We start from the raw sequence: 13,789 nt of genomic DNA, 5'->3' as shown, positions 1-13,789 counted from the left end.
CGGGTCAGCGGCGCGGGTTGGTGCGACGCGTGGCCGGGGCCTGGGTGGGATCTTCCGGCCACGGGTGGCGGGGGTAACGCCCGCGCAGCTCCGCGCGAACGGCCTTGTAGCCCTCCTTCCAGAACGAGGCCAGGTCGGCGGTGACGGCGGCGGGACGGCCCGCGGGCGACAGCAGGTGCACGACGAGGGGCACGCGCCCGCCCGCCAGCGCCGGAGCGGCGGTCCAGCCGAAGAGCTCCTGCAGCTTGACGGCCAGGACCGGTCGTTCCCCCGAGTAGTCGACGCGGACCCGCGAGCCGGACGGCACCTCGATCCGTTCGGGCGCCAGCTCGTCCAGGCGCGCCGCGCACTCCCACGGCAGCAGGCCGCGCAGCGCGGCCGTGACGTCGATCTTGGCGAGGTCGGCGCGGCGGCGGGCGGCGGCGGGCATCCAGGCCGGCGCGTGGTCGAGCAGGGCCGCGTCGTCCACCGCGGGCCACGGGCCGCCCAGGGCGCCGTGGCAGAACGCGAGACGTTCACGCAGAGCGGTCGCGGCGGGAGTCCAGGTCAGCAGCGAAAGCCCCTCCTCCCGCAGGCCCCGGGCGAGCGCCTCCCGGACGAGGCCGGGATCGGGATCGGCCAGCGGCCTGGCGCTCAGCTCGATCGCGCCGAGCCGTTCGACCCGGCGGGCGAGCACGTCGCCGTCCCGCCAGCCGACCTCCTCCGCCACCTCCAGCAGCGGGGCGGCGGCGAGCCGCGCGACGTCCTCGTCGATCACGACCGCCTGCCGGACACGGGCGGACGCCGCCCCGGCGGGGCGGTCGGCGACGGCGATCGCGAGCCACCCGGCGCGGGCGGAGGCGAGCGCCGAGCCGTCGGAGGACAGGGCGGCGCCGGTGCCCGACGCCATCAGATATCCGCCGCCGGGGCGGGCGCGTGCCACGCGTTCGGGGAAGGCCAGGGCGACGACCGTTCCGGCGGCCACGTCGTCGGCGAGGCGGGGAGCACGGCCGCCGGGGTCGGCCGGGCGGGCCTTGTCGGCCGGTAGGTCCTTGTCGGTCTGGAGCGCCTTGTCGGTCTGGAGGTCCTTGTCGGTCTGGAGGGCCTGTTGCAGGCGGCGCACCTCGTCCCGCCAGCGGGCGGCGTGCGCGTCGGCGGGCGGACCGTCGCGGCGCAGGGAACGCCAGGCGGCGGTGAGATCGTCGCCCGCTCCCCGCGGTGGCGGTTCGGAGAGCAGCGCCACGACCTGGGCGGCGGTCCGGCGCCCGACCTGCCGCGCGCCGTCCACCAGCGCGCGGGCGAGGCGCGGATGGACTCCGGCGCGCGCCAGCCGCCGCCCGCGCCCGGTGGCCCGGCCGTCGGCGTCGACCGCGCCGATCGCCGCCAGGGTCGAGCGGGCCGCCCGCAGCGCCGCGTCCGGCGGCGGGTCGAGCAGGGCCAGGCCACGCGCGTCCGGTGCCCCCCAGCAGGCGATCTGCAGGGCGAACGAGCAGAGGTCGGCCAGCTCGATCTCGGGCCGGGGCCGCCCGGGGAGCCGCTGGTGCTCGGCCTCGCTCCAGCACCGGTAGACGGCGCCTGGCGCCTCGCGCCCGGCCCGCCCGGCGCGCTGCTCGGCCGCCGCGCGCGACGCGCGGACGGTGGTGAGGGAACCCAGCCCGCGCGAGTGGTCGGTGCGCGGCTCGCGGGCCAGCCCCGAATCGACGACGACCCGCACGCCCGGCACGGTGAGGCTCGACTCGGCGACCGAGGTCGCCAGCACCACCCGCCGCCGCTCCCCCGGCGCGAGCACCGCGTCCTGCACCGAGGGCGGCACCTGGCCGTGGATCTGGAGGACGTCGGCCGACGTCAGGTCCGACAGCGCCCCGGCGACTCTGGCGATCTCTCCGACGCCGGGAAGGAAGCAGAGCACGTCGCCGTCGCGCTCGGCCAGCGCCCGGCGCACCAGGCCCGCGACGTGCGCCAGCAGCGCCGGATCGACCCGCATGCCGTGCGGCGGCGGCAGCGGCCGTTCCGGCGGTGCCCACACGACCTCGACGGGATGGAGGGCGGCCTCGGCCGCCACGACCGGCGCGGGGCCGTCGTCCCCGCCGAGGAGCCGCGACCACGGCGCGGTGTCGGCGGTCGCGGACGCGGCCACGAGCCGCAGCTCCGGGCGGAGCGCGGCGCGGACGTCGAGCAGGAACGCGAGCGTGGTGTCGGCGTCGAGGTGCCGCTCGTGGCATTCGTCCAGGATGACCGTGGACACCCCGGCGAGCTCGGGTTCGCGCTGCAGGCGCTGGAGCAGCACGCCGGTCGTCACCACTTGCACGCGCGAGCCGGGCCGGTGGTCGCCGCGCACCGTGTGGCCGACCCGGTCCCCGACCCGTTCGCCCAGCAGCCAGGCCATCCGGCGGGCGGCCGCCCGCGCCGCCAGCCGTCGCGGCTCGACCACGATCACCTGGCCGTCCCGGCTGGCTCCGTCGCGCGCCCAGCGAGTTCCGTCGCGCAGCGACCCGGCTCCGTCGCGCGCCGGCTCGGCTCCGTCGCGTGGCGGCTCCTCGTCGAGCAGTCCGGCGAGCGCGAGCGGGACGAGCGTCGTCTTGCCCGTCCCGGGCGGCGCTGCCAAGACGGCCACACCCCGGTCGGACAGCGCCGAGTGGAGGGCGGGCACGGCATGGCGGACGGGCAACCCGCCAAGGGCCTCGCGACGAACGGTCTGCATCGGCCCAGTCTTCCCTATGAGACAAATCCCACGGGACCGAAAGTGGTCGCGGACCTTGCGGTGATAGTTGCACCGCGCATTTCTATAATGGCCTGAACTGCAATGATGCTCCCACTTTCCGTTTCCTTTGCGTTCGACTTTACTAACCAGGGTGGCCCTTCCCGCCAATCACCGGGTATGCCTCATAATCAGGGACGTAGCCGCAGGTGCATGGAGGTTCGGGATGATCGGCAGCTCTATCTATCTCAGGGGCAGGACGGCGTTCACCGGAGGATCGCCGCAGGCCGTCTACGAGGAACTCTGGCAGCGCGGCCGGAAGGGAAGATTGCGGACCCGCGCAATTTTGGCGGGCGCCTCGCTGGTACTCTGCGGGATGCTGGTCAACGCCGTTTTTGGCCTCGTGATGGCGTTGCTGGCGGCGGGGGCCGACACCTACTTCCATTGGCGCGGCTACAACGCCTCGCGCGTCTGGCGGCTGGGTCTGCGCGGCGACGAACGGATGAGCCGCCTGCTGCGCTTCACGCTCGAACGCCGCGGCCACCGGGTGCTGCACACCCGTACCGTCCCCGGCCACGGCACCATCGACCAGGTGCTGGTCGGCCCCGGCGGGGTGTGGCTGATCCACAACGAGGCCTGGCAGCCGGAGGCCGAGATCACCCACCACGGCGGCAAGCTCTTCATCGACGGCCGTACCCAGTCCGATCTCGTCAAGCGGCTCACCGGGGCCGCGACGAGCACCTCCCGGATGCTGTCCGACCGCACCGGCCTGCGCGTGCCGGTGACGCCGCTGCTCGCGGTGCACGGCGGCAGGCTGACCCGGCCACCGTTCACGGCCGACGGCATCGTCTTCGCCCCGCCGCTGAAGCTGCTGCGCTGGGCCAGGCGCCACCCGGACGCCGATTTCTCGCCGTCCGAGGTGGAGCTCATCGCCCAGGCGGCGGTGCACACCCTTCCCATCGGCGGCCGGACCATGTCGCCCGCGGCCTGATCGGGAGAACGGGCCGGGCCGCCTGCGGCCTGACCCTGAGAACGAGCCGGGCCGCCTGCGGCCTGATCCGGGGAACGGGCCGGCGCGGGCCGCTTCCGGATCAGCTCGTTCCGGCGGGCGCGGAGCCGGCGCCCGCCGGACGGGTCCGGCGCAGCCAGTAGAGGCCGACGACCGGCAGGACCAGCGGGATGAAGACATAGCCGCGGCCGAAGCCGGACCAGACCGTGGCGTCGGGAAAGGCGTCCGGGTCGGCCAGGCTCAGTGTGCCGACGATCAGCACGCCGGCCAGCTCGACCGACAACGCGGTGAACGCGACGCGGCGCGACGTGCGGCCCCCGAGCGCGAGCGCGACGGTCGCGAGGACGTAGACGGCCGCGGCGACGGCCGACAGCGTGTAGGCGAGCGGCGCCTCGGAGAACCTGGTGGCGATCTGTACCCCCGCCCGCGCGCCGGCCGCCAGTGCGAAGATCGCATAGACGGCCACCAGCAGCCGTCCGGGCCCGCTCCCCGTGGCGACCGCCGTGGTGTCCGGGCGCTCAGACATCGCCGGTCCAGATCTGGTCCATCCGCACGATCATCACGGCGACCGACAGGCACGCGACGACGATGACGCCGGGACCCCAGCGGGAGCGCTCCAGCATCCCCCAGCCCGCGCCCGCGGCCGGGATGAGCAGGATGCCCAGCAGGTAGCCGACGAACGTGGCCGAGTCCTTCGGCCCCTGGTCGTCGGCGAGCTTCACGAAGCCGAGCACGGCCTGCAGCACGAGCAGCACCTCGACAAGGCCGAGCGCGATGAGATGGCCCCAGTCCATCGCCCGGTCGCGCAGCACCGCCACCAGGCTGTAGGCGGCCCCGAGCAGCGAGACCACGATGATCGTGGTGGCCAGCCAGTTCGTCACGGGGAGAGAGTACTACGCCCTGTAGAGCTCCCTCCGCGCGGCCACCGCGGCGCGGTGGCCCGCCGGGATGGGACACCGGGGCGTTCACCTTCTCCCACGTGGACGCGCGAGGCCGGTAGTTTCGGCGCCGAATGGGCACCACGTGGGATCATGAGGTCCGTGGACACGCTCGAGTGGCTCAACTTGACCAGGCACGGGGAGAGCACCGGCAACCTCGCCTATCGCGCCGTGCAGGGCACCGACGCGGAGGAGCTGGGCATCCGCGAACGTGACGCCGACATCCCGCTGACGGACGCCGGGCGGGAGCAGGCGGTCCTCCTCGGCCGCTGGCTCGCCGGCCTCCCCGAAGACCAGCGCCCCACCGTGGCGGTCGTCTCCCCTTACCTGCGCACGCTCGACACGGCCCGCATCGCGCTGGCGCAGGCGCCCTACCAGATCCCCTGCGAGGTCGACGAGCGCCTGCGCGACCGCGAGCAGGGCGTCCTCGAAGGACTGACCCCGCGCGGCATCGGGCTGCGGTACCCCGAGGAGGCCCTGCGGATGCGGCGCCTCGGCAAGTTCTACTACCGCGCGCCGGGCGGCGAGTCGTGGGCCGACCTGGCACTGCGGCTCCGCGGTTTCTACCGCGATCTCGGCCAGGACCAGCCCGGCGGCCGGCCGCTGATCGTGACCCACGACGCGATCGTGGTCATGACCCGCTACCTGGTGGAACAGCTGTCCGAGCACGAGATCCTAGAGATCGAGAAGGAGCCCGTCGCCAACTGCTCGATCACCCGCTGGCGCGACGAGGGCGGCCGGCTGAGCCGCCGTTCGTACAACGCCTGCGACCACCTCGTCCCAGTAGACGCGAACCGCCCCTGACCAGCCCGGCGCCCGACTAAGGCCTGGCCGGGGTCGTGCGGCCGGTTAGGGCGGTGTGTCGAGGCGGGTCTCTACGGTGACGCGTCGCGGGTCGCCCGGGGGAAGGACGCTGTCCAGCCGTTGGAGCACCTCGATGTCGTCGCGGCCGGGTTCGGTCTGCGCGTAGGACCACAGCGACTCGGTGCCGCCGTGGTCGAGCACCTGGCGGCGCAGCCGCACGGCGAGCTCGTCCCGTTCGATCCGGATGGCGGGCGCGTCCGACCTTGGCAGGAGCTCGCCGCGGTAGAGGCGCACCGCTGAGGCGACGTCGCCCTCGTCCAGGAGCCTGCGGACGGCGAGGAAGTCGGCGTCGACCTCGCAGGCGAGCCGGTAGGGCTTGGCTTGGACGAGCTCGCCCAGCTGTGCCCGCAGCCGGTGGATCTCGGCGCGGATGGTGACCGGGTTGCCCGCGTCCCCGTACAGCTCCAGCGACAGCCGGTCGGCGTTCAGCCCGCGCGGATGCAGCGCCAGCAGCGCGACGATCTCGGCATGGCGCAGCGACAGCGGCAGCCGGCGGCCGTCGAGCCGCGCGTGCGGCCGCTCGGTGCCGAGCAGCGAGAGCGTCAGCAGCGGCCGCACGGCCCCCGGCCGTGATCCGGAACCTCCGGAAGGGACACCGGACGGACCGGGCAGCCGTACGAGGAACAGCTCCCCCACGGGCTCGGCGATGGACTGCCGCCCGTCGGGCAGGAGCAGGTGGGCGCCCGGCGCGGGGGCCGGGAGGCGCAGCCCGCGCCACTCGGCGGGCTCGCCGGCCAGCAGCCGCCCGGTCGGGGTCACGAGCATCCCGCGTTCGCCGCGCAGCGCGCGCAGGTGGCGCATGCCGCGTTCGCGCAGCGTCTCGTCCCGCCTGCGCATCTCCATCTCCAGGTGCGCCTCGGCCAGCTGCGCCGCCGCGTCGACGAGCGAAAGCGTGGCCGGGTGGAGCGCGTCCACGGTCGCGCTCACGTCGATGCAGCCGATCACCGCGCCCGAGTCGGGGTCGGTGACCGGCGCTCCCGCGCACGACCACCGGTGGAGAACGCGGGCGACGTGCTCGGCGGAGTAGACGTACTCCGGGCGGCCGGTGGCCAGCGCGGTGCCGATGCCGTTGGTGCCGACAGAGCCCTCCGACCAGCAGAAACCCTCGTTCAGACCGACCTGTTCGGCCGCGTACCGGACCTGGCGGGGACCGTCGGTCCACAGCGCGTGCCCCTGGCCGTCGGTGATGACCATGAGGTGCGCGGTCTCATCGGCGACGCGCCGCAGCAGCCCGCGCAGCATGGGCAGATGCCGCCCCAGCGGGTGCGAGACACGGGCGTCGGCGATCGTGTCACGGTCGTACACCAGCGGCGCCGACGACACCGCGGTGTCGATGCCCGCGTGCCACGACCGCCGCCACGACTCGGAGATCGGCGGCCGGGCCGCGGCCGGGTCGGCCGCCTCCTGCGCGGCGCTGAGCCTGCGGATGAGCTCGGACGCGTCCCGGCACGCGTGGGGATTGGGTCGCGCCGTTGTCGTGAAGCCCTGTCCCATCGGCACTCCCGCGAGAACGAGAACCTGGATCAAACCCTGAGCATCGCCCTCCCCGGTATGCCCCGCAAGCGGTTCACGGGAACGTGCCTACCTCGTCGTTAGCACCTAACGTAAGTGGTCGGCTGCAACGTGTTTGCAACGTTCCGGTGATTACGGTTCCGTCGCACCGGCCGGAGGCGACCGCCCCGTAGCCGGGATACACCGTCTCGCGCGCCTTCGGGGGGAAGGCGCGCGAGACGGTGCGCCGGCCACTGCGGCCGGCCGGGGGGAGGATCGTCGTTGTTGTGCCTGACCTGCAATCGAGTGCGGCCGGCGGAGAGCCGGGCGCACTACACCACCGAACGGGCGCGGCTGATCGTGGATCACGGCTTGTGCGTGTGCCCGGCGCCGGGGAGCCGGCACCGCGCCGTCGAACGCTCGCCGCGGTCTGATCCACGGCCCCGCGAACGTTCGCCGCGGTCTGATCCACTGCCGCGCGAACGTTCGCCGCTGCCACGGCCACGCCCGCTGCCGGGCGACTCTTCGCCGCTGCCGGGCGAACGGACCGCGCACGCGACGTAGTTCACTCTGTGAACCCGTGAATGATCTGCTCTGTTATCGCCCGGTTCGCCTAGAGTTTAGGTGGCGTACCCCGCGTCAAGATCCCCCACTCCAGAGGAGCATCATGACCGTATTCTCGGGTCTCGTCCGCCGCGTCGCCGCCGAAGCGGAACACCGTGTGCGCGGAGGCGCGAGCCTCCTCGTCCGGCTCGGCCAGGACACCCGGGAACGCGTGGCGGAGCTGGCGCGGCTCCAAGCCTATGGCGAGCGCATCCAGGCGCTGGAGGAGACCGTCCAGGGACAGGGCGCCGAGCTGCGCGGGCTGCGGATCGAGCTCGACTCCCTGGTCACCCAGTTGAACGACCGGGTGCTGCCCCGCATCGACGAGCGGATCGACGACGCCGAGCGCGATCTCACGGTGGTGGCCACCACGCTCGTCCGCACCGGCAAGGACACCGCCGGCAACAGCAGCCGCCTGGAGCACATCGATCAGCGCCTCGCCGACCTGCGCGGACGGCTGACGCGGATGGAACAGCGGTCCGGCCTGTGGCGCGAGCTCCAGGGCAACATGGCCAGGCTGGGCGACGACGTGGACGCGCTGCGCACGCGGATCGGCGGCCGCGCGAACGAGCCCGTGCCCTCCGAAACGGTGGCCGACTCGGTGGCCGAGCGCGTGCTCTGACCGGTTCCATCGCGAGATGAGCGCGTGCGCTGATCACTTCCGGTGGAAGATGGGGGCATGACAGCACAGCCTTCCGGTGCCCCTGGCGGGGAGCGAGTGATCGTGGTGGCGGGTTCCGGCGGACCCGCGGGACAGGCCGTCGTGCGTGCGCTGGCCGAGAGCGGGGCGCGGGTCGTCGCCGCGGACCGGATACCCCGGGAATGGGCGGACGAACGGATCTCGCCGGTCGTCGTGGATCTGCTCGACGCCGACGGGACCCGCGCCTGGGCCGGCTCCATCGCCGCCGAGCACGGCCGGGTGGACGGCCTGATCCACCTGGTCGGCGGCTGGCGCGGCGGCACGCCGTTCGCCGAGACCGACCTGGCCGACTGGGCGTTCCTCCACGACCTGCTCGTCCGCACCCTGCAGCACACCACGCTCGCCTTCCATGAGCACGTGGCGCGCAGCCCGTACGGCAGGGTCGCGATCGTGTCGCAGCACGCGGCGCAACGACCCGTCCAGGACATGGCCGCGTACTCCACCGCCAAGGCGGCGGCCGAGGCGTGGATCCTCGCGCAGGCCGACGCGTTCGGCGGGACGGCGGCCGCGACCGTCCTGGTGATCAAGGCGTTGCTGACGGATGCGATGCTGAGGGAGAACCCGGACAATGCCTTCCCGGGGTTCACGCACGTCGACGATCTGGCGCAGGCCGTTGTGGACCTCTGGAAGCGGCCCGCCGACCAGCTGAACGGAAGACGCATTGACCTCTCCCACTCCTGAACGACCCGCCGCCCGAACGTTCGCCAGTGACAACCGCTCGGGGATCCATCCCGAGGTCCTGGCCGCCATCGCCGCCGCCAACGAGGGGCACCAGACCGCCTACGGCGACGACGTGGTGACCGCCCGGCTGCGCGAGGTGTTCAAGCGGCATTTCGGTGAACGCGCCGAGTCGTTCCCCGTCTTCAACGGGACGGGCGCCAATGTGGTCGGGCTGCAGGCCATGTCGGACCGCTGGAGCGCGGTGGTCTGCGCCGACTCCGCGCACATCAACGCCGACGAGGGCGGCGCGCCGGAGAAGGTGGCGGGGCTCAAGCTCATCGCGGTGCCGACCCCCGACGGCAAGCTGACGCCGGAGCTGGTCGACCGGTACGCGACGGGCTTCGGCGACCCCCAGCGTGCCCAGCCCAAGGTCGTGTCCCTCACCCAGAGCACCGAGCTCGGCACCGTCTACACGGCCGAGGAGATCTCCGCCGTGGCCGCCGCGGCGCACGAGCGCGGCCTGCTCGTGCACATGGACGGCGCCCGCATCTCCAACGCGGCGGCGGCGCTCGGTGTGCCGATGCGGGCCATCACGACCGACGCGGGAGTGGACGTGCTCTCGTTCGGCGGCACCAAGAACGGGCTCATGCTCGGCGAGGCGATCGTCGTCCTGAACCCCGACGCCGCGCGCGGCACGCTCTACCTGCGCAAGGCGGGGATGCAGCTGGCGTCCAAGATGCGGTTCGTGTCGGCCCAGCTCGTCGCGCTCCTCGACGGTGATCTGTGGCTGCGCAACGCCGCCCACTCCAACGCCATGGCCCGTGCGCTGGAGGCGGCCGTCCGCGACCTGCCGGGCGTACGGATCGTACGGCCGGTCGAGGCCAACGCGGTGTTCGCGATCCTGCCCAAGGACGTGATCGAGCGCCTACAGAAGCGTTTCCCCTTCTACGTCTGGGACGCGCGGACGGGTGAAGTCCGCTGGGTGTGCTCGTTCGACACCACCGAGGGCGACGTCAAGGCGTTCGCGGCCGCCTTGGCCGAGGAGCTGGACGCCTGAGCGAGCCCTTCGAGCCATCCTGACCGAGCACTTGCTTGGTCGGCGGGCTATCGTGGTATCGAACTGGATTCGGTACAGGAGGCGAGCCTGATGGCCAACCGCACCTTCGTCGTCGGCGTGGGCATGACCAAGTTCGAGAAGCCGGGCTCCCGCGACTGGGAGTACCCGGACATGGCCAAGGAGGCCGTCGGCAAGGCCTTGCAAGACGCGGGCGTCGCCTACGACCAGGTCCAGCAGGCCTACGCCGGCTCCATGTACGGCGCGATGGGTCAGCGCGCGCTGTACGAAACAGGTATGACAGGCATCCCTGTGATGACCGTCGCCAACGCGTGCGCCACCGGTTCAAGCGCGCTCTTCCTCGCCCGGCAGTCGGTGCGCGGCGGGCTGGCCGACTGCGTGCTCGCCCTGGGCATGGAGAAGATGCAGAAGGGCTCGCTCGGCGCGGGCGTCGGCAAGTCGAAGGTGACCATCATCGACCACCACCTCAACTCGATGGTGGCGGGCCGTCCGTGGGAGATGGACAAGGCCCCGATGCCGCAGATGTTCGGCAACGCCGGACGCGAGCACATGGAGAGGTACGGCTCGTCCGCCGACCACTACGCCTGGATCGGCTGGAAGAACCACAAGCACTCGGTCAACAACCCGTACGCGCAGTTCCAGGACGAGTACACGCTCGACGACGTCAGGAACGCGCCGATGATCTTCGAGCCGCTGACCAAGCTGCAGTGCTCCCCCACCTCCGACGGCGCCGCGGCCGCGATCGTGGTGAGCGAGCGGTTCGTGGACGAGCACGACCTGTGGGGCCAGGCGGTCGAGATCGCCGGGCACCACATCGCCTCCGACACCGCCGACAGCTTCGCCGACCACTCCTCGATCCAGGTGGTCGGCTTCGGGTGCTCCCAGCGCGCCGCGAGCAGAGCCATGGACGAGGCCGGAATCGGGATCGACGACGTCGACGTCATCGAACTGCACGACTGCTTCAGCGCGAACGAGCTCATCACGTACGAGGCGCTGGGCATGGCCGCCGTCGGCGAGGGCCACAAGCTGGTCGACGACCAGGCGACCACGTACGGCGGCAAGTGGGTCGTCAACCCGTCCGGTGGTCTCATCTCCAAGGGCCACCCGCTAGGCGCGACAGGCATCGCGCAGTGCGCCGAGCTGACCTGGCAGCTGCGCGGCAAGGCCGACAAGCGCCAGGTCACCGACGCCAAGGTCGCGCTCCAGCACAACATAGGCCTGGGCAGTGCCTGTGCCGTCGCGGTCTACACCAAACCAGCCCCCTGAGAGGTCAGCGGAGGGGGCGAGGACAGATGTCTATGAAGATGTCGCAGGGATTGATGGACATGTAAGCCATTCCCTGGGCCAGGAGCGAGCCTTCTGGGCCAGGGACGCGCACGACGCCTTGGAGGCCGTTGAAGAAGCCGTCGAGCACCTCCAGCAAGTCCACGATGTTCTTTTCGTTCTTGGCCATGATGCGGGCGGCTCGGCCGGCGCCGTCGATGAGGCCGCCCAGGTGGCCGCCCTGTCGCTGGAGGATGCCCGCTACCCGGTCGGAGAGACCGGCCGTGGCGTCCAGTAGTCGCCCCACTCGGTCGGGCCGGGCGTGGATCGCGGGGGCGAGCTGGTTGAAGTCCCGCGCCGTGCCCGCGATCGCCTCGCCCTGCCCGCCGAGCGCCGTCGCCACGGCCGCCACGTCGGTGATCAGTCCTTGGATGGTGGCGCGGTTGGCGTGGGCCAGGTCGATGAGCACGGCGCTGTGGTCGACGGTGCGGCGGAGGACCGGGCCTTGGCCGGACAACCCGTGTCCCAGCGCGTGCAGGAGCGTGGCCACATCGTCAGGGTTGATCGCCCGGACGAGGTCGTACGCGGGACGGGCGGCGTCGGCGAGTTCCCGGGGGTCGGTGGTCTTACGGATGGTCCCGCCGTCGGGCAGGCGTGGGCCGTCTCCCGGCTCCAGCGTCAGGTCCTTGGGACCGAACACCGAGACGGGTTCGATCGCCGCGCTCGCCGCCGTCGAGACCTCGATGCCCCGGTCGACCCGCATCGTGACCGACACCCGCCCGTCCGGAGCCAGCCGTACGGACTCGACCTTGCCGACGACGACGCCCCTGACCTTCACATCCGAACGTTCAGGATCGAGCCCTTGGCCCGCCGTACGGAACGTCGCGCCGTAGCGGACGACCGGCCCGTCCGAGGGCGCGGCGCCCCCGGTGATGACCACCGCCGCCAGGAGCAGCGCGGCGACTCCGATGAGGGCGTAGACCAGCATCGAACGCGACGACAGGGACTCCTCCGTCATCGGGCGTCGCCTCCTCTCGCGAAGCGCCCCGTCATGAGACCCGATGCCGGAAACCGTTCGCTAGGAGTGCCCGCGGCAAAGCGCCCACTGACTCTTGGCATCGAGGCACAAAAGTACGTGGGCGGTTTTCATGATCTGGGCGTTCTTCGTACAAGACATGAGACAGATATTGACTTTCGTCTCACGATCTCTACCCTGACAGGTGACGCATTACTGGAGGTGCGATGCCCACAACCGCGACGATCGGACCCGGCTCGCTCCTCTGGCGGTACGCGAGCGACCTGCGCTCGCTCATGCCCGGCGCGGCGGCCGGCCTCATGCAGCTCATGCATCCGGGCATCGGTGCCGGTGTCGCCGAGCACTCGGCGTTCTTCGACGCCCCGTTCGACCGCATCTACCGTTCGGTCCCGCAGATCTGGGCGACGATCCTGGCTCCGGACGCCGGAACGCGCGGCCTGGCCATCCGCGACCTGCACCGCGGCATCGGCGGTACGGACGAGCAGGCGCGCCGCTACCACGCGTTGGAGCCGGAGACATTCTGGTGGGCGCACGCCACGTTCACCTGGGAAATCTTCAAGGCCGCGGAGCTCTTCCATCCCGAACGCCTGAGCGCCGACGACCACGAACTGCTTTACGCCGAGACCGTCACCTGGTACACGCGTTATGGCGTCAGCATGCGGCCGGTGCCCGCGGACTACGCGGCTTTCCAGTCGAAGTTCTGGCACATCTGCGCCAAAGAACTAGAGCTCACCCCCGCCGCCGCACGCGCACTGGACATTGCCAAGCACGGCTCCGACACCATCTCCCTGGTACCCGCACGCGGCGCCGTGTTCGACAGAGCCAGCAGGCTCGTCGCGGAGAAGCCGATGCGGCTGGTCACGTTCGGCTGCCTGCCCTCGATCGTGCGGGAACGCTTCGACATCCAGTGGAGCCCCACAGACCAGGTCCGCTTCGCCGCGATCGCCTTGGCCAACCGGCAGGGCTACCGAATGATGCCCACGCGCCTCAACCACTGGACGCTGCGCAACACCCTCCGCTACATCGGCTCCCAAACCCGCGAACATCGCTACCAACCCCCGCCACGTGACCAGCTAAGCGCCTAACCACCCAAAGGCCGACCGCACCGTAGCCCTTCACCGCCAACGCAGAACCACAGCCCAGCGCCATAAAGCAAGCCGCCCCCACACCACAGGCCCGATGCCTACTCCGTAGCGCCACACCCAGGGCATTCCCCCGCACCCACGGCCCTGGCTTCAGCGACAGACGGCGGACCAGCGCTGTAAAGCAGGGGGCGCGGTCAGCTGGCCTTGCAGGGGGCGTGATCGGCTGGCGTTGTGGTTCCTGTTTGGCGGGGCCATGGTCCGGCGGTGGACGCGCCGGGGCGGGCGGGGCGAGCGGGGCGGGGGGGCGGGTCATGATCCCGCCAACTCCGTCCAACGTTCTTCTGCGATGAATCGCCCAGTTGCATAACCTTCAACCGAAAAGCCGACA

General features: G+C 71.9%; 12 protein-coding genes. 7 read left to right on the top strand and 5 right to left on the bottom strand.

All coding sequences use genetic code 11. The features are described 5' to 3' along the window. Nucleotides 1–4: 4 nt before the first annotated feature. A complete protein-coding gene (gene hrpB, locus ABD333_RS25690) occupies nucleotides 5–2,680 on the bottom strand; it encodes an ATP-dependent helicase HrpB (RefSeq protein WP_344544910.1) in 2,676 nt (891 codons plus the stop codon). Between the two features lie 223 nt (nucleotides 2,681–2,903). Between hrpB and ABD333_RS25685 the strand changes: the two genes are divergently transcribed. Then, nucleotides 2,904–3,668, top strand: coding sequence for a nuclease-related domain-containing protein (locus tag ABD333_RS25685; protein ID WP_344544908.1), 765 nt, complete (start codon nucleotides 2,904–2,906; stop codon nucleotides 3,666–3,668). Nucleotides 3,669–3,768: 100 nt separating this feature from the next. Here ABD333_RS25685 and ABD333_RS25680 read toward each other — a convergent pair whose 3' ends face one another. Both ABD333_RS25680 and ABD333_RS25675 read right to left on the bottom strand, forming a co-directional pair. Then, on the bottom strand, nucleotides 3,769–4,212 hold the full coding sequence (locus tag ABD333_RS25680; protein WP_344544906.1) for a hypothetical protein: 444 nt from the start codon (nucleotides 4,210–4,212) through the stop codon (nucleotides 3,769–3,771). Continuing rightward, nucleotides 4,205–4,567, bottom strand: a complete 363-nt coding sequence (locus ABD333_RS25675) for a hypothetical protein (protein WP_344544904.1) — start codon at nucleotides 4,565–4,567, stop codon at nucleotides 4,205–4,207. Before ABD333_RS25675 ends, ABD333_RS25680 begins: the two co-directional genes overlap by 8 nt. 150 nt (nucleotides 4,568–4,717) lie before the next feature. Between ABD333_RS25675 and ABD333_RS25670 the strand changes: the two genes are divergently transcribed. Next, complete coding sequence (locus tag ABD333_RS25670; RefSeq protein WP_344544902.1) at nucleotides 4,718–5,428, top strand: histidine phosphatase family protein; 711 nt, start codon at nucleotides 4,718–4,720, stop codon at nucleotides 5,426–5,428. A 45-nt stretch (nucleotides 5,429–5,473) separates the two neighbouring features. Here the strand turns inward: ABD333_RS25670 and ABD333_RS25665 are convergent, their stop codons facing one another. Beyond that, the gene (locus tag ABD333_RS25665) at nucleotides 5,474–7,015 is read right to left on the bottom strand and encodes a GAF domain-containing protein (protein WP_344544901.1); all 1,542 of its coding nucleotides are present in this window, start codon (nucleotides 7,013–7,015) and stop codon (nucleotides 5,474–5,476) included. 631 nt (nucleotides 7,016–7,646) lie between these two features. Here ABD333_RS25665 and ABD333_RS25660 point away from each other — a divergent pair. The 4 genes from ABD333_RS25660 (at nucleotide 7,647) to ABD333_RS25645 (ending at nucleotide 11,283) form a co-directional block, all read left to right on the top strand. Beyond that, nucleotides 7,647–8,204 (top strand): hypothetical protein, encoded by a 558-nt coding sequence (locus ABD333_RS25660; protein ID WP_344544899.1) that lies wholly within the window; start codon nucleotides 7,647–7,649, stop codon nucleotides 8,202–8,204. Between the two features lie 57 nt (nucleotides 8,205–8,261). Beyond that, entirely contained in the window at nucleotides 8,262–8,963 is a 702-nt protein-coding gene (locus tag ABD333_RS25655; RefSeq protein ID WP_344544897.1) for an SDR family oxidoreductase, read from the top strand. Next, on the top strand, nucleotides 8,944–9,999 hold the full coding sequence (locus ABD333_RS25650) for a threonine aldolase family protein (protein WP_344544895.1): 1,056 nt from the start codon (nucleotides 8,944–8,946) through the stop codon (nucleotides 9,997–9,999). The genes ABD333_RS25655 and ABD333_RS25650 overlap by 20 nt, the downstream gene beginning before the upstream one ends. A 90-nt stretch (nucleotides 10,000–10,089) precedes the next feature. After that, nucleotides 10,090–11,283, top strand: coding sequence for a thiolase C-terminal domain-containing protein (locus ABD333_RS25645; RefSeq protein WP_344544894.1), 1,194 nt, complete (start codon nucleotides 10,090–10,092; stop codon nucleotides 11,281–11,283). Nucleotides 11,284–11,287: 4 nt separating this feature from the next. Here ABD333_RS25645 and ABD333_RS25640 read toward each other — a convergent pair whose 3' ends face one another. Further along, complete coding sequence (locus tag ABD333_RS25640) at nucleotides 11,288–12,298, bottom strand: MCE family protein (RefSeq protein WP_344544892.1); 1,011 nt, start codon at nucleotides 12,296–12,298, stop codon at nucleotides 11,288–11,290. Nucleotides 12,299–12,522: 224 nt separating this feature from the next. Between ABD333_RS25640 and ABD333_RS25635 the strand changes: the two genes are divergently transcribed. Further along, a complete protein-coding gene (locus tag ABD333_RS25635; RefSeq protein ID WP_344544890.1) occupies nucleotides 12,523–13,401 on the top strand; it encodes an oxygenase MpaB family protein in 879 nt (292 codons plus the stop codon). Nucleotides 13,402–13,789 lie beyond the last annotated feature (388 nt).

It is taken from the genome of Actinomadura fulvescens (genome assembly GCF_039533225.1).
Classification (GTDB): Bacteria; Actinomycetota; Actinomycetes; order Streptosporangiales; family Streptosporangiaceae; genus Spirillospora; species Spirillospora fulvescens.
This window is presented reverse-complemented; position numbering and strand designations above follow the sequence as displayed.